This is a genomic window from Streptomyces atratus (genome assembly GCF_014648655.1).
In the GTDB taxonomy this organism is placed as follows: domain Bacteria; phylum Actinomycetota; class Actinomycetes; order Streptomycetales; family Streptomycetaceae; genus Streptomyces; species Streptomyces atratus.
Window position 1 is genome coordinate 60452 of sequence record NZ_BMRN01000020.1, and the last position, 21886, is coordinate 82337.

Genomic DNA, 21886 nt, shown 5'->3' on the forward strand with positions numbered 1-21886 from the left:
GAGGGCAGCGTTCATCCCCGCAGTCCGTCCGTGCGCCGACGTACTGACGTGCAACGCAACTGTTACAGCGGGAGGACCAACAGCCGTGGCCGTGACCGAACCAGCCCCGGTGGCAGCACCGGCGGTGCACGAGGGGATCCTGCGCCGTCAGTCGCTGCGCGAATCCGCCGCCCGTACCTATGCGCGCTCACTGCCGATCGTGCCGGTGCGCGCCCGTGGGATGACCATCGAAGGCGCGGACGGGCGGCGATACCTCGACTGTCTCTCCGGAGCCGGCACCCTGGCGCTCGGGCACAACCACCCGGTGGTTCTGGAAGCGATCAGGAAGGTGATCGACTCGGGCGCACCGCTGCATGTGCTCGACCTCGCCACCCCCGTAAAGGACGCCTTCACCACGGAGCTGTTCGCCACCCTGCCGCGGCAGTTCGCCGACAACGCCCGGATCCAGTTCTGCGGACCTGCCGGTACGGACGCCGTCGAGGCGGCGTTCAAACTGGTCCGTGCCGCGACCGGCCGCAGCGGACTCCTCGCCTTCACCGGCGCCTACCACGGGATGACGGCAGGAGCCCTTGCCGCCTCGGGCGGTGCCGAGGACGTACGGGTGACGCGTCTGCCCTTCCCGCAGAACTACCGCTGCCCCTTCGGCATCGGTGGCGAGCGCGGTGCGGAGATCGCCGCCCGGTGGACCGAGAACCTCCTGGACGACCCCAAGGGAGGCGCGCCGGCGCCGGCCGGGATGATCCTCGAACCGGTGCAGGGGGAGGGCGGTGTGAACCCCGCCCCCGACAGCTGGATGCGCCGGATGCGCGAGATCACCGAGACCCGGTCCGTCCCCTTGATTGCCGACGAGGTCCAGACGGGCGTCGGCCGCACAGGTGCCTTCTGGGCGATCGAGCACAGCGGGATCGTGCCCGATGTGATGGTGCTCTCCAAGGCCATCGGCGGTTCCCTCCCGCTCGCAGTGATCGTCTACCGCTCCGAACTCGACACCTGGCAGCCGGGCGCCCACGCCGGCACCTTCCGGGGCAATCAGCTCGCGATGGCGGCGGGCACGGCCACCCTCGCCTTCGTGCGCGAGCACCGTCTCACCGAGCGCGCCGCGACACTCGGCGCCCGGATGGTCGCACGCCTCCAGGCACTGGCCACGGACCACCCGTCCATCGGAGACGTCCGCGGACGGGGCCTGATGATCGGGGTGGAACTCGTCGACCCCGAGGCCGCTGCGCGGGGCGGCAGCCCTGAGCCACCGCCCGCCCCGGTGCTCGCCGCAGCCGTCCAACAGGAGTGCCTGCGCCGCGGGCTCATCGTCGAACTCGGCGGACGCCAAGCCACCGTCGTACGACTCCTCCCGCCCCTCACCCTCACCGACGAACAGGCAACAGCGGTCGTGGACCGCCTCGCCGATGCCCTGGCGGCCGCCGAGCGCCTGCCGCACCGCCGGACCACGACCGGGTCGATCCGCTGACCCCGGACACCATCACAAGAAAGACCGCCGTGAACCCCACCCCCGCACCCCAGGCCGACGGCTCTCCCCCCACCCCGCAGCGAGGACAGGCCGGACCGGCCGGCAACCTCGTCGTCGAGCAGACCACCGTGCCCCGTCAGATGGCGGCACTGCACGTCGAGCGGTACGCCCCGCAGACCACGTTCACCTGTGCGGCACCGGCCGACCTCCTCGACCATCCGGACCCGCTGAGGGCCGCCGACACAGCGGCTGTCGAAAATCTGCTCCGCTGCTGGGTCCGGGAGTGCGACCTGCCCCGGCCGGCCGGGGAAACGCTCCGCATCCCGCTCCCCGTCAGCGGAACCGCTCTGCTCGTCCCCGTCCTCTACTGGTCCGCCACGGGCTGGCACCGCTTCGGCATGCCTGCCCTGGAGGGGGCACCCGAAGGAGCACCGCCCGCCGACGCAGTCACGGTCGCCGCTCTCCTGGGACGCGAGGCCGACCGCCATGAAGGCGCCGACATGGTGGCCCGGGTCGCCGACTCCGTACAGCGGACGGCCGGCTTCATCGCCGAGCGGCGCCGCGCCCCCGGCGCCCCGGCCGAAGCGGACCTCTTCCTCACCGCCGAGCAGTCACTTCTCCTCGGACATCCGCTCCATCCCACCCCCAAGAGCCGTGAAGGCCTCTCGGAATCCGAATCCCGCCTCTACTCACCCGAGTTGCACGGCTCCTTCCCGCTGCACTGGATGGCTGTCGACCGGTCCGTACTGGCCACCGACTCCGCCTGGACCGACGGAGGCCGTCCAGTTTCGGCCACGGAACTGATCACCTCCCATGCCGAAGGGCTGCAACTCCCCGACAACACCACACCGATTCCGCTCCACCCGTGGCAGGCCCGCGAACTCGGACACCGGCCCGCAGTCACCGCCCTGCTCGACGCCGGACTCCTGCACGACCTCGGACCGCACGGGAAGCACTGGCACCCCACCTCATCCGTCCGTACCGTGCATCGGCCCGGTGCGGAGCTCATGCTCAAGCTCTCCCTCGGCGTTCGCATCACCAACTCCCGTCGAGAGAATCTCCGCAAGGAACTCCACCGCGGAGTGGAGGTCCACCGGCTGCTCCGCAGCGGACTCGCCGCGCAGTGGCACGCCGTCCATCCGGGCTTCGACATCGTCCGTGACCCCGCATGGCTCGCCGTCGACGGCCCGGACGGCGAGCCTGTCGCAGGCCTCGACGTGATGCTGCGCCACAACCCGTTCGGTCCGTACGACGACGCGGTCTGCATCGCCGCGCTCACCGCCCCGCGCCCCTGGCCGGGCCGCACGGGCATGCACTCACGCATCGCCGAGATCGTGATCTCCCTGGCCGCTGCCACTGGAAGAGCCGTAGGTGCCGTCGCCACCGAGTGGTTCCTGCGCTACCTCGACCGCGTCGTACGCCCTGTGCTCTGGCTCGACGCCCACGCAGGCGTGGCCCTCGAAGCCCACCAGCAGAACACCCTGGTGCTGCTCGATCCCCACGGCTGGCCCGTCGGCGGCCGGTACCGCGACAACCAGGGTTACTACTTCCGCGAGTCCCACCGTGCGGCACTGGAGCACCGGCTCCCAGGCATCGGATCGGTCAGCGACACCTTCGTCTCCGACGCGGTCACCGACGAGCGCTTTGCCTACTACCTCGGCATCAACAATGTGTTCGGCCTGATCGGAGCCTTCGGGGCCCAGCACCTCGCCGGCGAGCACGTACTCATCGCCGCGTTCCGTCGATTCCTCGGCTCGGCCGCCGCACTGGGCTCCCCGTTGCCCGCACATCTGATGGAAAACCCCCATCTGCGGTGCAAGGCCAACCTGCTGACCCGGCTGCACGGCCTCGACGAACTCGTCGGGCCTGTCGACACCCAGTCCGTCTACGTCACCATTGCCAACCCCCTGTGTGCCTGAGGGAATATGACCACCGCCTGAACCACCGAGAGGAGAGCGACACCATGGCCCCCGCCGATGCGCACACCGACGCCGGTACCGGCCCTGCCCCACAGGCCGACACAGGCGCCGAGGACACTCTGGACCTGCCGCTCTCCGAAGAACTCCTCGCCCTGTTCGGCGAGGACGCACCCGCCACCACGACACGTCCCCGGCCGCCGAACGCGTCCGCGTCATCCGAACCGGACGACGCGGGCCCGGTCACAGGCACGCAGGCAACCATGAGCAGGCCGGCCGCCTCGGATCTGCTCGACCACCCTGCCGACTGGGGACCGGTCACCACCCCGGCCGGAGTGTTCCAACTCGTCCCCGTGCGACTGGAACGCGATGTCGCCGTGATCAGTCGTTGGATGAACGACCCCGCAGTCGCCGCATTCTGGGAACTCGCCGGATCCGAATCCGTCACAGCCGACCATCTGCGCCCTCAACTCGGCGGTGACGGACGCAGCGTCCCGTGCCTCGGCGTGCTGGCAGGCGTCCCCATGAGCTACTGGGAGATCTACCGCGCGGATCTCGATCCGCTGGCGCGTCACTACCCCGCGCGACCGCACGACACCGGAATCCACCTCCTCATCGGCGGTGTGAACAACCGCGGACGCGGGGTCGGTACCACCCTGCTCCGGGCCGTCTCCGACCTCGTACTCGACAACCGTCCCCTGTGCGCACGTGTTGTGGCAGAGCCCGACCTGCGTAACACCCCTTCCGTCTCCGCCTTCCTCAGCGCAGGCTTCCGCTTCTCCGCAGAAGTCGAACTCCCCGACAAACGAGCCGCCCTGATGGTCCGCGACCGAACCCACCGTGCCCAGCTGTGAACGATCTGCTGCTTTGCATACACCGCTCGAACCCCATCGGTTTCATCCCGAGGAGTCCCCGTGCCGAAATATCCTGCGAGCCGTGATTCGGCGGAGTCTGCCGACCTGCTCAGCACGCCAGAACTGAACCGGACGGTCTGGGACAAAGCCGCTGCCCGACTGCTCGCGAAGATGCTCGGTCAATTCGCCTACGAGGAAGTCATCGAGCCGGTCCGGCAGGCCGACGGGGGCGATACGTACACCCTCGGGCTCGATGACGGTGGAACCCTGAGCTTCAGTGCCCGGCGGGGCGTGTACGGCAGTTGGCACATCGCCCCCGATTCGGTTCGGGAGACGTGCGGGAGCGCCCGGGAGTCACCGGCGGAATCGATGCGGGAGGGCGTCCGGGGCACGCCTGCCGAGCCATTGCGGGACCGGAACACCGACACCGTCTCCTTCCGCGACCCGCTGCAGTTCCTCGCCCGCGCCCGCCACATCCTCGGGATCGACGGTGCCACCCTCGGCCACCTCATCCGCGAGATCACCACCACCCTCGCCGCCGACGCCCGGCTCGACCACACCGCGCTCTGCGCCGACCGGCTGGCCGATCTCGACTACGCCGAGCTGGAAGGGCACCAGACAGGACACCCCTGGCTCGTCGCCAACAAGGGACGCCTCGGCTTCTCCGCCACCGACGCCTCCCGTTACGCACCGGAGGCCCGCACGCCGGTCAGGCTGCCGTGGATCGCCGTCTCCACCAGGATCGCCGCCTACCGCGGAGTGACCGGCCTGGCCACACCCGAGCAGTTGTACGTGCAGGAACTCGACCCGTCGGTCCGCGACTCCTTCGCCGCCGTGCTCCGCGCCCGCGGCCTCGATCCCGGCAGCTATCTGTGTCTTCCCGTGCACCCCTGGCAGTGGGACGAATGGATCGTTCCGGTCTTCGCCCCGGCCATTGCCGCAGGCGACATCGTTCCGCTCCACACCGACGCCGATCTCCGGCTGCCTCAGCAGTCCATCCGCACGTTCACCAACGTGGCCCGCCCCGACCGGCACACCGTCAAACTGCCCCTGTCGATCCTCAACACGCTGGTCTGGCGAGGACTGCCGACCGAACGCACCCTCGCGGCCCCCGCCGTCACCGCCTGGGTCCAGGGTTTGCGCGACCGAGACGCCTTTCTGCGCGACACCTGTCAGGTCATTCTGCTCGGTGAGGTGGCCTCCGTGACCGTCGAGCATCCGCTCTACGACCACCTCCCGGAGACCCCGTACCAGTTCAAGGAGATCCTCGGTGCGATCTGGCGAGAACCCCTCCAACCCCGGCTCGCGCCGGGAGAACGGGCCCGGACCCTTGCCTCGCTGCTCCACACCGATCCACAGGGCCGCGCCTTCACAGCCGAGCTCGTCGCCCGCTCGGGGCTCACGCCCACGGCCTGGCTGACCCGGCTCTTCGCCGCGCTGCTTCCGCCGCTGCTGCACTTCCTCTACCGCTACGGCACCGTGTTCTCCCCGCACGGCGAGAACGCCATCGTCGTCTTCGACAACCAGGACGTACCGGTACGCCTGGCGATCAAGGACTTCGTGGACGATGTGAACATCAGCGCCCGGCCGCTGCCGGAGCATGAGTCGATGCCACAGGACGTACGCCGCATCCTGCTCACCGAGGAGCCTTCCTTCCTCACCCAGTTCATCCACGCCGGACTGTTCATCGGTGTCTTTCGCTTTCTGTCCCCACTGTGCGAGGAACAGCTGGGAGTTCCGGAGGACGATTTCTGGTCACTTGTGCGGGCCGAGATCCTGCGGCACCACGCCCGCTTCCCCGAGCTCAAGGAGCGATTCGAGATGTTCGACATGCTGACGCCCCGCATCGAACGTCTCTGTCTGAACCGCAACCGCCTGCACGTGGACGGCTACCGGGACCGCCCCCGGCGCCCGCACGCTGCCATTCACGGGACCGTTCCCAACCCGCTCCACCCCTCCGTCCGAGTCCGGGAGTGATCGCCGTTGTCAGTGGTGCCCCGTAGGCTGGTCGAGCTATGACAAAGCCATCCCTCCCCGAGCTCCTCCACGCCGCCGTGACCGCCGTCGGTGGTACGGAACGGCCCGGCCAGGCCGCCATGGCCGAAGCCGTTGCCGAGGCTGTCGACGACAATGCCCATCTGCTCGTCCAGGCCGGCACCGGCACGGGCAAATCCCTCGGCTACCTGGTGCCCGCGCTGGCGCACGGGGAGCGCGTCGTGGTGGCGACGGCGACGCTGGCATTGCAGCGCCAGCTCGTGGAGCGCGACCTTCCGCGCACGGTCGACGCCCTGCATCCGCTGCTGCGCCGCCGTCCCCAGTTCGCCATGCTCAAGGGCCGCTCGAACTATCTCTGCCTGCACCGGCTCCATGAAGGAGTGCCCCAGGACGAGGAGGAGGGGCTCTTCGATCAGTTCGAGGCAGCGGCCCCGTCGAGCAAGCTCGGTCAGGATCTGCTGCGGCTGCGGGACTGGTCGGACGAGACCGAGACCGGCGATCGCGACGACCTCACCCCGGGCGTATCCGACCGGGCCTGGGCGCAGGTCTCCGTCTCCTCCCGCGAATGCCTGGGCGCCAGCAAGTGCGCGTACGGCGCGGAGTGCTTCGCGGAGCAGGCCCGTGAGCGTGCCAAGCTCGCCGATGTCGTCGTCACCAATCACGCCCTCCTCGCCATCGATGCCATCGAGGGCGCCCCCGTGCTTCCGCAGCATGAGGTACTGATCGTCGACGAGGCCCATGAGCTGGTCTCCAGGGTCACCGGAGTGGCCACCGGCGAGCTCACCCCCGGCCAGGTCAACCGCGCGGTGCGCCGAGCGGCGAAGCTGGTCAACGAGAAGGCCGCTGACGCCCTGCAGACCGCGTCGGAGGGCTTCGAGCGAGTGATGGAGCTGGCGCTCCCCGGCCGCCTGGAAGAGGTCCCCGAGGATCTCGGCTACGCACTGCTGGCCCTTCGTGACGCCGCGCGTACGGTGATCTCGGCCCTGGGCGCCACACGGGACAAGTCGGTCCAGGACGAGGACGCCGTCCGTAAGCAGGCACTCGCATCGGTGGAGACGATTCACGGCGTCGCCGAGCGCATCACCCAGGGCTCGGAGTACGACGTCGTCTGGTACGAGCGGCATGACCGTTTCGGCGCCTCTGTGCGGGTCGCCCCGCTCTCCGTATCCGGACTTCTGCGCGAGAAGCTCTTCGCCGAGCGGTCCGTCGTCCTCACCTCGGCCACGCTCAAGCTCGGCGGGGATTTCAACGGGGTGGGGGCGTCGCTCGGACTCGCCCCCGAAGGCACTGAGGGCGACGACATTCCGCAGTGGAAGGGGCTCGACGTCGGGTCGCCGTTCGACTACCCGAAGCAGGGAATCCTGTACGTCGCCAGGCATCTGGCCACGCCCGGCCGGGAGGGTTCTCGCACCGACATGCTGGATGAACTCGCCGAACTGGTGGAGGCGGCGGGCGGGCGCACCCTCGGGCTGTTCTCGTCCATGCGGGCGGCCCAGGCCGCCGCCGAGGAACTGCGCGGTCGGCTCGACAAGCCGATCCTGCTGCAGGGCGAGGAGACCCTCGGAGAGCTGATCAAGAACTTCGCAGCCGATCCCGAGACCTGCCTCTTCGGCACGCTGTCGCTCTGGCAGGGCGTGGATGTGCCCGGGGCCAGCTGCCAGCTGGTCGTCATGGACAGGATTCCGTTCCCGCGTCCCGACGACCCACTGATGAGCGCACGCCAGAAGGCGGTCGAGGAGGCCGGAGGCAATGGGTTCATGGCTGTCGCGGCGACGCATGCCGCGCTGCTGATGGCTCAGGGCGCCGGCCGGCTCGTACGGGCCACGGGCGACAAGGGTGTGGTCGCGGTGCTCGATCCGCGGCTGGCCAACGCCCGGTACGGCAGCTATTTGCGCGCCTCGCTGCCAGATTTCTGGTACACCACCGACCGCAATCAGGCGCGCCGCTCACTTGCGGCTATCGACGCGACGGCCAAGGCCAACGACCAGTAGCCCGCCCTCGGCCCCCGGTGCCCGGCGGCACAGGCAGGACCCCGGGATCGGCGCAGTGGATCCCGGGGCCTGGTCGGAACCGGCGAGTCTTCACACCCGCCGCAGTACCGCCACCACCTTGCCGAGAATTGTCGCCTCGTCGCCCGGGATCGGCTGGTACGCGGAGTTGTGCGGGAGCAGCCACACATGGCCGTCCTCGCGCTTGAAACGCTTGACCGTGGCTTCGCCGTCCAGCATGGCTGCCACGATGTCGCCGTTCTCAGCGACGGGCTGGCGGCGCACGGTGACCCAGTCGCCGTCACAGATCGCCGCCTCGATCATCGAGTCACCGACGACCTTGAGGACGAACAGCTCTCCGTCACCGACCAGCTGGCGGGGGAGCGGGAAGACGTCCTCAACCGATTCCTCGGCGAGGATCGGGCCACCGGCTGCGATCCGGCCGACCAGCGGCACATACGACGCCGCGGGCTTTCCTGTTGTATCGGTGGGCTGCGAGCTGGGCTGGTCCGAACCACGGACCTCGTACGCCCGCGGGCGATGTGGGTCGCGACGCAGGAAACCCTTGCGTTCCAGGGCCATCAGCTGATGGGCGACGGAGGACGTGCTGGACAGGCCCACCGCCTGACCGATCTCCCGCATCGAGGGCGGGTAGCCACGCCGCTGCACGGAGTCCCGGATCACCTCGATCACTCGCCGCTGCCGGTCCGTGAGCCCCGAGCTGTCCGCCCGGATACCTGGAGGTCGGCCGGGCAATGAGCGCGCCGGGCGCACGGGCTCTGGCCCCTCCGTGTTCGTGACTGAGTCATTCATGGCATGCACCGGCTCGAGTCGGCTCTGGGAGCGGTCCTGGGCAGTGATGGTGGCACTGTCTGCGGTGGTGGTCACGTCGGCCCCTCTCGAATGGTCTCCCTAGCTGGACAACGGTAGTAGCTTTCGAAAGGTTGCGCCAAACACACGTTCGAGTGAAAAACGAATAAAAGTCTGTCGTGTGTTCACTGCTGGGTGTATGCGCAATGGCTGGAGTGACCGGAACCCTGCTTGGACCGACCTCTTGGGCCGACCGGCAATTCGGACTATTACGGTAGCGTTCGCCGGCGCGGCGTCGCCACGCGGGGTGGCCTCCGCGTCGTTGTCCGAGTCTGACAGCGGGAGCCCCGCAATCCTGGCAGCCGCGCGGTTCCCGTAACCTCGTGCTCGGCCGTACGCTGCCTGCGGTCCGCCCGCGATGTGCGACACGCGCTAGGGCTGAATGAGCGGCCAAACCCAAGATCTAGTGGTTGGATTGTTCCAACCGCCCAGAAGTTGTGGTCCCTGGTCCGCCGGGGGTGCGGCCATCGCCTATGCTTGTGACAGCTTCGAGGGGCCTTGACGGGCCCTGAAGAGGCTATTCAGTCGTGCTGTGAAGGAGGGTTGGGAGCCATGCACTGCCCCTTCTGCAGGCACCCCGACAGCCGGGTCGTCGACAGTCGCACCACCGATGACGGCACGTCGATCCGCCGTCGCCGTCAGTGCCCCGACTGCTCCCGCCGTTTCACGACGGTGGAGACCTGCTCGCTGATGGTGGTGAAGCGCAGCGGTGTGACCGAACCCTTCAGTCGTACCAAGGTCATCTCCGGCGTGCGCAAGGCGTGCCAGGGGCGGCCGGTCACCGAGGACGCCCTCGCCAAGCTCGGCCAGCGGGTCGAGGAGGCGGTGCGTGCCACCGGCAGCGCCGAGCTGACCACCCATGACGTGGGTCTGGCCATCCTCGGCCCCCTGCAGGAACTCGACCTCGTCGCGTACCTGCGTTTCGCGTCCGTGTACCGGGCGTTCGACACACTTGAAGACTTCGAGGCCGCCATCGCGGAACTTCGCGAGCGGCGGCCTCCCGTGGAGGAGCGTGGGAGGGGCGAGACCCTTGAGGTCCCCGTTCCCGCCGTCGCCGCCGACTGAGTGACACCGGCCGATCGACACATGTCCGTGGATCGGCGACAGGGCGGCTGCATATAGACCCGCTCCGGGTGCTGTGCGTGGCACCCGAAGTATCAGAGACAGACTGTGCCCCGGGAAGTTCTGGGCACTTCAGGGCGTTTTTGCCCACATATGGGAGGCGGCATGACAGAGACGGCGAGCGGCCCGGCACGAGGTTCCCGAGCCAAGGGATCCAAGTCGAGCAAGGGTCTGCGTATCGAGCGCATCCACACCACCCCCGGCGTACATCCGTACGACGAGGTGGCGTGGGAGCGCCGTGACGTCGTCATGACCAACTGGCGCGACGGCTCGATCAACTTCGAGCAGCGTGGCGTCGAGTTCCCCGACTTCTGGTCGGTGAACGCGGTCAACATCGTCACCAGCAAGTACTTCCGCGGGGCCGTCGGCACCCCGCAGCGCGAGACCGGTCTGCGACAGCTCATCGACCGGATCGTGAAGACGTACCGCAAGGCCGGTGAGGACCACGGCTACTTCGCCTCTCCCGCGGACGCCGAGATCTTCGAGCACGAGCTGGCATACGCCCTCCTGCACCAGATCTTCAGCTTCAACTCGCCGGTCTGGTTCAACGTCGGAACGCCCCAGCCGCAGCAGGTCTCCGCCTGCTTCATCCTGGCCGTCGACGACTCCATGGAGTCGATCCTCGACTGGTACAAGGAAGAGGGCATGATCTTCAAGGGCGGCTCCGGCGCCGGCCTGAACCTCTCCCGTATCCGCTCCTCCAAGGAACTGCTGTCCTCCGGTGGCAACGCCTCCGGTCCTGTCTCCTTCATGCGAGGCGCCGACGCGTCCGCCGGAACGATCAAGTCCGGTGGCGCCACCCGTCGTGCGGCCAAGATGGTCATTCTCGACGTCGACCACCCCGACATCGAGAACTTCATCGAGACCAAGGTGAAGGAGGAGGAGAAGATCCGCGCCCTGCGTGACGCGGGCTTCGACATGGACCTGGGCGGGGACGACATCACGTCCGTCCAGTACCAGAACGCCAACAACTCGGTCCGTGTGAACGACGAGTTCATGAAGGCCGTGGAGTCCGGCGGCAAGTTCGGGCTGCGCGCCCGGATGACCGGTGACGTCATCGAAGAGGTGGAGGCCAAGTCCCTCTTCCGCAAGATGGCCGAGGCGGCCTGGGCCTGTGCCGACCCCGGCATCCAGTACGACGACACGATCAACCAGTGGCACACCTGCCCGGAGTCAGGCCGGATCAACGGCTCGAACCCCTGCAGCGAGTACATGCACCTGGACAACACCTCGTGCAACCTGGCCTCGCTGAACCTGATGAAGTTCCTCAAGGACGACGGCAAGGGCAACCAGTCCTTCGAGTCCGAGCGCTTCGCCAAGGTCGTCGAGCTCGTCATCACCGCGATGGACATCTCCATCTGCTTCGCCGACTTCCCGACCCAGAAGATCGGCGAGAACACCCGCGCCTTCCGTCAGCTCGGTATCGGTTACGCCAACCTCGGCGCCCTGCTGATGGCGACCGGCCACGCGTACGACAGCGACGGCGGCCGCGCCCTCGCCGGTGCCATCACCTCGCTGATGACCGGCACCTCGTACAAGCGCTCCGCCGAGCTCGCCGCGGTCGTCGGTCCGTACGACGGCTACGCCCGCAACGCCGAGCCGCACCAGCGCGTCATGAAGCAGCACGCCGACGCCAACGCCGCGGCCGTCCACATGGACGACCTGGACAACCCGATCTGGGCCGCCGCCACGGAGGCCTGGCAGGACGTGATCCGTCTCGGCGCGAAGAACGGTTTCCGCAACGCGCAGGCCTCGGTCATCGCCCCCACCGGCACCATCGGTCTCGCGATGTCGTGCGACACCACCGGCCTCGAGCCCGACCTCGCCCTGGTCAAGTTCAAGAAGCTGGTCGGCGGCGGCTCGATGCAGATCGTCAACGGCACCGTGCCGCAGGCCCTGCGCCGCCTGGGCTACCAGGAGGAGCAGATCGAGGCGATCGTCGCCCACATCGCCGAGCACGGCAATGTGATCGACGCCCCCGGCCTGAAGACCGAGCACTACGAGGTCTTCGACTGCGCGATGGGCGAGCGTTCCATCTCCGCGATGGGCCACGTGCGCATGATGGCCGCGATCCAGCCGTGGATCTCCGGCGCGCTCTCCAAGACGGTGAACCTGCCGGAGACGGCCACCGTCGAGGATGTCGAAGAGGTCTACTTCGAGGCGTGGAAGATGGGCGTCAAGGCGCTCGCGATCTACCGCGACAACTGCAAGGTCGGCCAGCCCCTCTCCGCGAAGACCAAGGAAAAGGGAAAGTCCGCAGCGGATGCAGTCACGGCCAAGGCCGAGGAGACCATCCGTACCGCGGTCGAGAAGGTCGTCGAGTACCGCCCGGTCCGTAAGCGCCTCCCCAAGGGCCGTCCCGGCATCACCACCTCCTTCACGGTGGGCGGCGCCGAGGGCTACATGACCGCCAATTCCTACCCGGACGACGGTCTCGGCGAGGTCTTCCTGAAGATGTCCAAGCAGGGCTCCACCCTCGCGGGCATGATGGACGCCTTCTCCATCGCAGTCTCGGTCGGTCTGCAGTACGGCGTCCCGCTGGAGACGTACGTCTCGAAGTTCACCAACATGCGCTTCGAGCCGGCCGGTATGACGGACGACCCGGATGTGCGAATGGCGCAGTCGATCGTCGATTACATCTTCCGCCGCCTCGCGCTGGACTTCCTGCCCTTCGAGACTCGCTCGGCACTCGGCATCCACTCGGCCGAGGAGCGCCAGCGGCACCTCGACACCGGTTCGTACGAGCCCTCCCTGGAGGACGACGAGATGGACGTCGAAGGCCTGGCCCAGTCCGCCCCGGTGCGGACGGAGCCCCTGAAGGCGGTGGCCGCCGTACAGGAGGCCGAGAATCCGGCCCCGAAGACGGCGCATACCTCGGCGGAGCTCGTCGAGATGCAGCTGGGCATCAGCGCGGACGCGCCGCTCTGCTTCTCCTGCGGTACGAAGATGCAGCGCGCCGGATCCTGCTACATCTGCGAGGGCTGCGGCTCGACCAGCGGTTGCAGCTGACACCGGGCGCCACCGCGTGGGGCACAGCGTCCGACGTAACCTGCGCGCCTAGCTGATCAGCAGCTCGTACGAAGGGGATCGACCGATGGTCGGTCCCCTTCGTCGTGCCGCGGCTCCAAGGCAGGGACGGGACGCGTGCTGCGTGGACCGCGCCCTGTGACATGTCACGCTCCGGGCGTGCGGCTTCCCATCATTCCGGCGAACGAATCGGGGTCCCCGTCGAAGCCCCGGACCGATCCGTGGAACTCCCAACTGTCGGAGGCGCCGCGGATGAACTCGGCGACGGTTGCCGCGGTGGCGGCGCCGACCGCGGAGAAGTCGTCCTCCGCGAGATTCGTGTAGCCCTCCCGAATCTGAACGCCGGTGTTCGCTATTTCGGCGAATGTCCTGCGGCCGTCGCGCTGCTGAATGGCGACTCCGACGACGACCCGGGTGTACGTGGTCGACAACCGGCCCAGTTCCAGAGTCATGACCTCGTCGAAACCGAGGCCCTGGCCGGTTCTGCTGTCGCGGTTGAGGGCGATGGTGCCGTCCGGGGAGCGGCTGTCGAAGTGCACGAGATATGCAGGGCTGCCGTATGGCGCCTCCGCGAGGTAGGTCGCCGCGATGATGTCGAGGTCATGGGCCGGGGCACCTGGAGGGCTGGGATCCCATTTGAGCCTGACTTCGACCTTCTCTATGTCCTTGTTGGGCGTGCTCATCGGACTTGCCTCCCTGGCTTGCCGCTGGTCCGTTGTCGGGCTACATACCACCCGATCATGTCCGTAACCGACCGTGGATCCAACCGGCTTGGCCGTCGGCGACGGAATCGGGCCACTGCCGGTTCGGCGGTTCAGTGCGGAATCCGGCGCGGTGGTCTCTGGCGGACCTCTTCCCGGAAGACCTCGATGGCGCTGCTGACCTGTCGGATGAGGTGGGTGTGCTCGATGCGGTCGAGATAGAGGCAGTTGCGGGCCACTCCGTCCAACTCGAAGGCGAAGCAGAGCGTCATCAGAGGGTTGATGAAGAGTTCGCTGCCCCGGGTGCGCGAGGTGAACTGGGCGTCTCCGAAGGCTCCCTGGACTGCTGCGGCAATCGACCCGTTGACGATGCTGGGGTGGTCAGGAGTGTGGTGCTGAGCATGCGCCACCGCATCGACGAAGAGGGCGCCTTCGCGTGTCGTACGGGATATGGAGAATGCGCCGAGGAAGGAACCGTCGCGTTCGAGGGCGGCGATGTTCTCCAGTACGAGGCCGTGGCTCACCCCGTGATAGGCGTCGATACCGAAGCCGACGGACACAACCAGGCTTTCCGGTACGTCGATTGCGGCGAGTGCCGCGACGCTGGTCAGGTCCTCCTCCGGTGTGCCGAGCCCGGATTCGTCGCCGCGCATCAGGATGTCCGTACCGCCGTCGACCAGGACGACCGCATCGATGTCGTATGTCTCGATCAACGCCCGGTAGGCGGCGCGCAGCGGTTGCACACCCACTCGGGAGAAGGCGTGCACACTGCTCGGGTAGCTGTGCAGGGCGAGCCACTGGGCGAGGGTGCGTTCCGGGAAGTAGGCCTGGTGGAGGGCCGTTTCGGGCGTGATGACGGCGACGTCCGGCGCGAGCCAGGCGTCGAGGGGCAGCCCTTCGAGAGCACTGAACGACAGATTGGCGAGCTGGACGTGCTTGCCCTGGTGGAGCAGGGAGAGCGCGATGGGGAGGCCCGCGTAGATGTCGAAGCCGCCGCCGGCCCCTGCGACGAGGATGCGTTCTGCGGATTCGAGTCGGGAGAACAGGGAGTTGGTGTGCAACGAGACCATGGAGATCATTCTGCGATTCACGGCCATCGATTCGGGCGTACTCCAATAGAGCGTGACCCGTGCCACGTTCGGCACCGTACGATGGCGCGGTGCTGGTCAAGTGGATTCGTTGCACCGTGGTGGACCGTCGAGGTTTTGAACGGGGACAGCGAAAGTGGGCGGGGCTGCTGGGTGAGCCGGGGTTCAGGGGACAGGGCGGCGGGTGGAGTCGAGGGCGTCCGGAAGTGGCCCACGTCTTTGCTTTCTGGGAGAACCGCGTCTTCTACGACTCGTTCATGGCGCGTGCGCACGACCGACTGGCTGCCGAGCAGTCCGGCACGTACAGCAGCATCCAGGTCAAGCTGTTCGAGTACCGCTTCGATGTGAAGACCGGCTTTGAGCCGCGCTTCACCGATGCGGATGTTGTCAGGGTGGCGCACAGCAAGGTGCACGAGGACCGGGTCGAGCATTTCGCATTGATGCAGGAGCGGGTGTGGAATCCGGCGATGGCCGGATCGCCGGGCATGCTGCGAGGGGTGTTCGGGGAGGCACCGGGGCATGAGTTCCTCGTGTTGTCCATGTGGCAGTCGAGCGCCGAGCGCGGCAAGTATCGGGCGGGGAGCATTGAGCGGCTGACTCAACGGGCGCGGACCGAGGACGATGTGGCGGCGGTGACGGGAGACGTCGTGCAGCTTGAGCCGTCCTGGACAGTGTGATCGGCCGACGCGGATCGGTGTGGCCGGGACGGTGTGCCGGGGGCGATTCGGCTGCTGATCAGGCAGGTTCGGCCGAGATGGGTGGAGTCGGGATGGGTGGAGTGCTGAAGACGCCCGCTCGGGCAGCTGCCAGGGCCGCGTCGGCAGCCCGGTCGGCCAGCGCCTCGTCGACGGGCTCGCGGGTGATGAACAGCCTCAAGAACAAGGGCGAGGCTACGGCCCTGACCAGCGCTCCCGAGTCTGTGTGCCGCGCCAGTTCGTTGCGGGCGACGGCGCGCGCGACGATGATCTCGCAGCGGGCGAACCGCTCCGCGTAGAAGGCGCTCAGCGCTTCGGCGGCGCGCTGGGACTGGAAGGCCGCGGCGATGAACGCGGTCGGTGCGGCCGCTGCGGCAGGGTCGGTGAAGGCGTCGGCTGTCATGTGCGCCAGGGCGCGCAGATCGCCTTCCAGGCTTCCGGTGTCGGGCGGTGCCCAGCCGTCCTCTCCAGCCAGGTCCAGGGCGTCACCGACGAGCCCTTCGAGGTTTCCCCAGCGGCGGTAGAGGGTGGTCTTGTGGACGCCGGAACGCTCCGCGACGTATTCGACTGTGAGGCCTGGGTAGCCGTGCTCGGCCAGGCCGGTGAGGACAGCATCCCGGACCGCCGCGCGGGTGCGAGCGGTGCGACCGCCCGGGCGGCGGGTGCCGGGGGCGAGCGGGACTGCCGGAACGTCGGTCTCCGGGGCGGCTTCCTGTCCGGCCTGTCCGACGGCCCCTTGTCCAGTCAATGGCTACTCCTGTTGCGTTAGTGCGTTCCATTCTGTCATACTCGCGTTAATGCGACATCGGTTGTGTTTATTTGCGGCCGCGAGGCAGGGCTGTTCTCGGTCGTTCCCTGCCGGTCGCCTCTGTTTCCGTTGCCCGTTGGTTGTCCTGGTTCGGAGGCCCCTTGCCCACACAGATCTCTCTGCATGACGTGACCGTGTCCCGCGGTGAAAGGCTGTTGCTCGACGATGTCTCGCTGGCCGTGCGCCCAGGTGAGCGGATCGGCATCGTGGGGGAGAACGGTGCGGGGAAGACGACGCTGCTCCGCCTGCTAGCAGGCCTCGAACCGCCCGCTTCCGGTCGGGCGTTCACAGCTGCCGGCCGCGGCACGGGTCTGCTGGCCCAGACTCCACGGCTGCCGCTTGACAGCACGGTCCAGGACACGATCGACGACGCCCTGGCGGAACTGCGCACCATGGAGCGGAAGTTACGGGAGGCCGAGGCGGAGCTCGGCACCGCCGACAGCACCGCGCTGGCCGCCTACGGAGACTTGCTCACGGCGTTCGAACTGCGCGGGGGATATGAAGCGGACGCGCGCGTCGAAAAGGCGATGCACGGCCTCGGCCTGGCACACATACAGCCGGTCAGGAGGCTCAGCAGTCTCTCCGGCGGTGAGCAGGCACGGCTCGGCATCGCCTGTCTGATAGCGGCGTCCCCCGAGGTGATGCTGCTCGACGAACCCACCAATCACTTGGACGGAGCCGCTCTCGAATGGCTGGAGAGTGCCCTGCTGTCCCATCCCGGCACCGTGATCGCCGTGTCCCATGACCGGATCTTCTTGGAACGCGTGGCCACAGCAATCCTGGAGGTCGACTCCGACCGCCGGACGGTTGTGCGCTACGGCGGTGGATATGCGGGATTCCGGACGGAGCGGAACGCAGCGCGGCGGCGCTGGGAGCAGTCCTATGCACAGTGGTGCGAAGAGACGGCGCAACTGGAGGAGTACACGGCGACCACGGCTCACGATGTCGCGGTCGGCCGCACCATCAAGGACAACAACAAGATGGCGTACGACCGGGCTGCGGGTCGGGTCCAGGCCTCGGTGTCCGGGCGGATCCGCAATGCTCGCAGGCGTCTGGAGCATCTGCGGAAGGAGCCTGTCCCCAGGCCGCCGGACCCGCTGCGCTTCACCGCTCGGCCCGCGGCCGGCGCGACCGAAGGGGAGCTGGTGTCCCTGACGAACATACGGGTCGGTGATCGCCTCGCAGTCGACCGGCTCTGCGTGGCGGCGGGCGGCAGACTGCTGATTCACGGTGGCAACGGGGCAGGGAAATCCACTCTGCTCCGCGTCATGGCAGGCGTACTCGAACCGGACGCGGGCCGAGTGGTCCGGCGGGGTGGAATCGGCTATCTCGCGCAGGAAATACCCATGCACCGCCCGGCGGAGCGTGTGCTCGCGGCATTCGGTCGAGGACTGGCGCTCACCGAAGAAGAACAGGCGGAACTGCTGCTTTCGTACGGACTGTTCCGGTCACGTGACCTCCAGGTGCCGGTCGGATCGCTTTCTGCAGGGCAGCGCAGACGGCTCGCCCTTGCCCGTCTGCTGGCCCGGCCCGCGGACCTGCTGCTGCTCGACGAGCCCGCGAATCATCTGGCACTCGGACTCGTGCAGGAGCTGGAAGAAGCTCTGGCCCTCTGGCAGGGCGCGCTGGTGGTGGTCTCCCACGACCGGCTGCTGCGCCGCCGCTTCACCGGCGACATCCGTCCGATGGATTCCGGACAACTGCTCGAATGAGCCGCAGTCGATCTAGGGTCGGTACATGGCACGGCCGCAACGCATTGTCCTCGTCCGGCACGGGGAGTCCGAAGGCAACGCCGACGACACGGTGTACGAGCGTGAGCCGGACCATGCGCTGAGGCTCACCGCCACAGGGCTGCGGCAGGCCAGGGAGACGGGCGTGCGGCTGCGCGAGCTGTTCGACGGCGAGCGGGTCAGCGTGTATGTCTCGCCCTATCGCCGCACGCACGAGACGTTCAGGTCCTTCGGGCTGGACCTGGAGCGGGTGCGTGTGAGGGAGGAGCCGCGGCTGCGGGAGCAGGACTGGGGGAACTGGCAGGACCGGGATGATGTGAGGCTGCAGAAGGCATACCGGGATGCGTACGGTCACTTCTTCTACCGCTTCGCGCAGGGAGAGTCCGGGGCCGATGTGTACGACAGGGTCGGGGCCTTTCTGGAGAGTCTGCACCGCAGCTTCGAAGCCCCCGACCACCCGCCGAATGTTCTGCTGGTCACGCACGGCCTGACCATGCGTTTGTTCTGCATGCGCTGGTTCCACTGGTCGGTGGCAGAGTTCGAGTCACTGTCCAACCCGGGCAACGGGGAGACCCGGACGCTCATACTCGGAGAGGATGGGCGCTACACCCTTGACCGGCCGTTCGAGCGCTGGCGTACCCCTGAGCCGTACGGCATCACCGGATAGAGTGGAAGGGCGATGACAACCGCTGACTCTGCTTCCGACCAACGTTTCGAACGCGCCCTGGCCAGCCTGCGAGGGCTGTCCGTGGGGGACGCACTGGGTTCCCAGTTCTTTGTGCCAGCCAACTATCCGCTGCTGAAGCAGCGCGAACTTCCCCCCGGCCCCTGGCAGTGGACGGATGATACCGAGATGGCCTCGTCGGTGCTGGCCGTGCTGGTGGGTCATGAGCGAATCGACCAGGACGCGCTCGCTCGTTCCTTCGCCGAGCATCATGACTTCGACCGGGGATACGGCCCCGCCGTGAACCGGCTGCTCAGGCTGGTACGGGAAGGCGGCGACTGGCGGGAGCTGGCGTCGGCGCTGTTCAACGGTCAGGGCTCCTGGGGCAACGGCTCGGCGATGCGCATTGCGCCGCTCGGCGCCTGGTACGCGGACGACCCGGAGCAGGCCACACACCAGGCCGAGATCTCCTCGTACCCCACGCACCAGCATCGCGAGGCGGTCGTGGGCGCGATGGCCGTTGCGGCCGCAGCCTCTCTGTCGGCGGCGACCGCGGGACCACCCACCCCGACGGAGCTCCTCGACGGCGTGATCGCACTCGTACCGCGCAGCGCGGTCGGTGCCGGACTGCGTCGAGCACGCGACATGCTCGACTACGGCGATGCCGGGACGGTCGCCGCGGTTCTCGGCAATGGCCGACGTACCAGTGCACATGACACTGTTCCGTTCGCTCTCTGGTCGGCGGCGCGAAGCCTTGGAGACTTCGAGCAGGCTTTCTGGCTGACGGCTCAAGCAGGCGGCGACGTCGACACGACCTGTGCGATCGTCGGAGGCATCGTCGCAGCGGGCAAGGCAGGCGCACCGCCTGCCGACTGGTCGGCACAGACGGAAGAGCTGCCGGACTGGCTCCCGCGATAGGCCGAAGGCGACGACAGCGCCGCCCACGATGGCGGCCGCGTCAGCCGGGCCACCCGACTGTCACGGTACTGCCACAGCCCTTCCTCACGCGGTCGGAGACAATAAGGGGAAGCTACTCTTTCGGCCACGCCGCCCTCGATGATCATCCTGACGGGTGTGCACCGAAATGAGACGCCGGGGTGCCCCCGCGCTGCCCAGTGGCGGTGCGTGCAGACCCCGGTGGGGGAGGGGTCCCATGTCCGATCACACGTCAGAAACGCCCCGGCAGGAAGCTGCCCCCGAGCGGTCCGAGCCCTCGGGTCAGGCCGGGACGTCCGAACCGACCGCATTGTCGAAGGCTCCGCTGCCGGAGCCTCGCGGAGCCGCTCCCGAGCCGCCGAAAGTGCCGGCATACGCGCAACCGGACGGGCAACAGCATTCGCCCAACCCCTGGCAGCCAGGCAAGCCCCAGGCCTCGGCGCTCTCGCGACTGCGCCCGGCCAGACCCGCCATCATTCAGAGCGCGACGCTCTACTCCGTCCTCGCCACCGCGATACTGAGCGCCCTGCTGCTGGGTGACGGCCTCGGCCTGAACCTGCTGATCGTCGCGGTCCCCGCAGCGCTCGCGGCCTTCTTCGCCGCGCAGGCGGCCGGCCGCCGCCTGCGCCCTTGGACAGCTGTCTGGGCGGTCGGTGGCTTGGCGCTCCTCGCCGTCCCGGCCCTTCGGGACGCCGGATGGCCCACCTTCCTCGCCATTGTGTCGGCCGTCGCACTGGGCTCACTCGCCCTGCACGGCAGTCGCAGCTGGCTCGGGGTGTTTCTCGGCTCACTGGGTCTGTTCAGCTCCATCGCCGACGGTCTGGCCTGGGGCGGGCGAGGCGTGCGCGAGCGGATGGCGGGCTCCCGAGGCCGGTTGGGCGTGGTATTCCGCACCACTGCGGTGGCAGCCGTCCTGCTCATTGTGTTCGGGGCACTGTTCGCAAGCGCCGATGCCGCCTTCGCCGACGTGCTCGGCAACCTGATACCCGATGTGTCGGTGGGTGGCAGTCCCTGGCGGTTGTTCCTCTTCGTCGCAGGCCTGATCGGTGCGCTCGCCGCTGCGTACACCGCAGCTGCCCCGGTGCGCTGGGACGGCATAGCCGTTCGCCCGGGGAAGGCCCGCGGGCGGCTGGAATGGGCCCTGCCGCTCATCGTGCTGAATCTGCTGTTCGCCGTCTTCATCGCCATCCAGCTCACTGTGCTGCTCGGCGGATACGACAAGGTGATGGCAGAGACCGATCTCAGCTACTCCCAGTACGCCCGGCAGGGTTTCTGGCAGCTTCTCTGGGCCACACTCCTCACGCTGCTGGTGATCGCACTCGCCCTGCGCTGGTCCCCTCGCGGGCGAGGGAGCGACCGCACTCTCGTCCGGAGCGTGCTCGGCGTGCTCTGCCTGCTCACCCTCATCGTCGTGGCGTCCGCGCTGAGGCGCATGGACCTGTACGTCGATGCGTACGGTCTGACGCGGCTGCGAATATCCGTGGCTGCGGTGGAACTCTGGCTGGGCGTGGTGCTCGTCCTGATCACGGCGGCCGGAGTGTTCGGCGCCCGCCTGCTGCCGCGCGCCGTGGCTGCGAGCGCAGCCGTCGCCGTGCTCGCGTTCGGATTGATCTCGCCCGACGGGCTGATCGCGGAGCAGAACGTTCAGCGGTACCGCAACGACCACTCGATCGACATCGACTACCTGGGAGGCCTGTCGGCCGACGCCGTACCCGCCTTGGACACACTGCCCGAGCCACTCCGCTCCTGTGCCCTCATGGACATTGAGCGGTCGCTGCGAGACTCCGACGATCCCTGGTACGCCACCAGCTGGGGCGAGGCGCGGGCCCGGGACATTCTGAGAAAGCGGAGTTCGAACGATCTGGCGCAGGCATGCAACGCCTCGCGTACGAGCGGCGGAGGCAGTGATCGCGGCGGTGACGGAGACGATACCTACGATCCCTACGACCCCTACTGACGTGGGCTGCCCCCCCACAGGTGCAGGCCGAGCGACCATGGTGGGGCCTGCACCTGCTGTGCGTGTGGCT

16 protein-coding genes are annotated in these 21886 nt (G+C 68.1%); 12 read left to right on the forward strand and 4 right to left on the reverse strand.

All coding sequences use genetic code 11. From position 1 onward, the window contains the following. The first annotated feature begins 85 nt into the window (after positions 1–85). The 5 genes from IEZ15_RS27095 to IEZ15_RS27115 are packed head-to-tail and all read left to right on the forward strand — an operon-like array spanning position 86 to position 8221. Positions 86–1465, forward strand: coding sequence for a diaminobutyrate--2-oxoglutarate transaminase family protein (locus IEZ15_RS27095; RefSeq protein WP_189279758.1), 1380 nt, complete (start codon positions 86–88; stop codon positions 1463–1465). A gap of 29 nt (positions 1466–1494) precedes the next feature. Beyond that, positions 1495–3384, forward strand: a complete 1890-nt coding sequence (locus IEZ15_RS27100) for an IucA/IucC family protein (protein WP_189279759.1) — start codon at positions 1495–1497, stop codon at positions 3382–3384. Positions 3385–3428: 44 nt separating this feature from the next. Further along, entirely contained in the window at positions 3429–4235 is an 807-nt protein-coding gene (locus IEZ15_RS27105) for a GNAT family N-acetyltransferase (RefSeq protein ID WP_114247050.1), read from the forward strand. A gap of 60 nt (positions 4236–4295) precedes the next feature. Continuing rightward, entirely contained in the window at positions 4296–6212 is a 1917-nt protein-coding gene (locus IEZ15_RS27110; RefSeq protein ID WP_189279760.1) for an IucA/IucC family protein, read from the forward strand. A 38-nt stretch (positions 6213–6250) separates the two neighbouring features. Further along, complete coding sequence (locus IEZ15_RS27115; RefSeq protein WP_189279761.1) at positions 6251–8221, forward strand: ATP-dependent DNA helicase; 1971 nt, start codon at positions 6251–6253, stop codon at positions 8219–8221. A 90-nt stretch (positions 8222–8311) separates the two neighbouring features. On the opposite strand, the gene lexA is transcribed toward IEZ15_RS27115, so the two are convergent. After that, positions 8312–9106 carry a transcriptional repressor LexA gene (gene lexA / locus IEZ15_RS27120; RefSeq protein ID WP_093898912.1) on the reverse strand — a complete coding sequence of 265 codons (795 nt, stop codon included), beginning with the start codon at positions 9104–9106 and terminating at the stop codon, positions 8312–8314. Between the two features lie 534 nt (positions 9107–9640). On the opposite strand from lexA, the gene nrdR reads away from it, so the two are divergent. Together nrdR and IEZ15_RS27130 are read left to right on the forward strand one after the other, a co-directional pair. After that, entirely contained in the window at positions 9641–10153 is a 513-nt protein-coding gene (gene nrdR, locus IEZ15_RS27125; RefSeq protein WP_093898913.1) for a transcriptional regulator NrdR, read from the forward strand. A 162-nt stretch (positions 10154–10315) separates the two neighbouring features. Then, positions 10316–13219, forward strand: coding sequence for a vitamin B12-dependent ribonucleotide reductase (locus IEZ15_RS27130; protein ID WP_189279762.1), 2904 nt, complete (start codon positions 10316–10318; stop codon positions 13217–13219). Positions 13220–13383: 164 nt separating this feature from the next. Here IEZ15_RS27130 and IEZ15_RS27135 read toward each other — a convergent pair whose 3' ends face one another. Next, positions 13384–13920 (reverse strand): TerD family protein, encoded by a 537-nt coding sequence (locus tag IEZ15_RS27135; protein ID WP_114247053.1) that lies wholly within the window; start codon positions 13918–13920, stop codon positions 13384–13386. Positions 13921–14051: 131 nt separating this feature from the next. Beyond that, the gene (locus tag IEZ15_RS27140) at positions 14052–15008 is read right to left on the reverse strand and encodes a DUF1152 domain-containing protein (protein ID WP_189279790.1); all 957 of its coding nucleotides are present in this window, start codon (positions 15006–15008) and stop codon (positions 14052–14054) included. A gap of 89 nt (positions 15009–15097) precedes the next feature. On the opposite strand from IEZ15_RS27140, the gene IEZ15_RS27145 reads away from it, so the two are divergent. After that, entirely contained in the window at positions 15098–15703 is a 606-nt protein-coding gene (locus IEZ15_RS27145; protein WP_114247054.1) for a YdbC family protein, read from the forward strand. 58 nt (positions 15704–15761) lie between these two features. Here the strand turns inward: IEZ15_RS27145 and IEZ15_RS27150 are convergent, their stop codons facing one another. Next, the gene (locus IEZ15_RS27150; RefSeq protein ID WP_189279763.1) at positions 15762–16469 is read right to left on the reverse strand and encodes a TetR/AcrR family transcriptional regulator; all 708 of its coding nucleotides are present in this window, start codon (positions 16467–16469) and stop codon (positions 15762–15764) included. 161 nt (positions 16470–16630) lie between these two features. On the opposite strand from IEZ15_RS27150, the gene IEZ15_RS27155 reads away from it, so the two are divergent. From IEZ15_RS27155 to IEZ15_RS27170, 4 genes are all read left to right on the forward strand, one after another. Further along, positions 16631–18241: an ABC-F family ATP-binding cassette domain-containing protein gene (locus IEZ15_RS27155; protein WP_189279764.1), complete on the forward strand. Its 1611-nt coding sequence runs from the start codon at positions 16631–16633 to the stop codon at positions 18239–18241. Between the two features lie 25 nt (positions 18242–18266). Further along, the gene (locus IEZ15_RS27160) at positions 18267–18926 is read left to right on the forward strand and encodes a histidine phosphatase family protein (protein ID WP_189279765.1); all 660 of its coding nucleotides are present in this window, start codon (positions 18267–18269) and stop codon (positions 18924–18926) included. A gap of 12 nt (positions 18927–18938) precedes the next feature. Further along, complete coding sequence (locus IEZ15_RS27165) at positions 18939–19841, forward strand: ADP-ribosylglycohydrolase family protein (RefSeq protein WP_114247058.1); 903 nt, start codon at positions 18939–18941, stop codon at positions 19839–19841. A 235-nt stretch (positions 19842–20076) separates the two neighbouring features. After that, positions 20077–21816, forward strand: a complete 1740-nt coding sequence (locus IEZ15_RS27170; RefSeq protein WP_229846134.1) for a DUF4153 domain-containing protein — start codon at positions 20077–20079, stop codon at positions 21814–21816. The last annotated feature ends 70 nt before the right edge of the window (positions 21817–21886 follow it).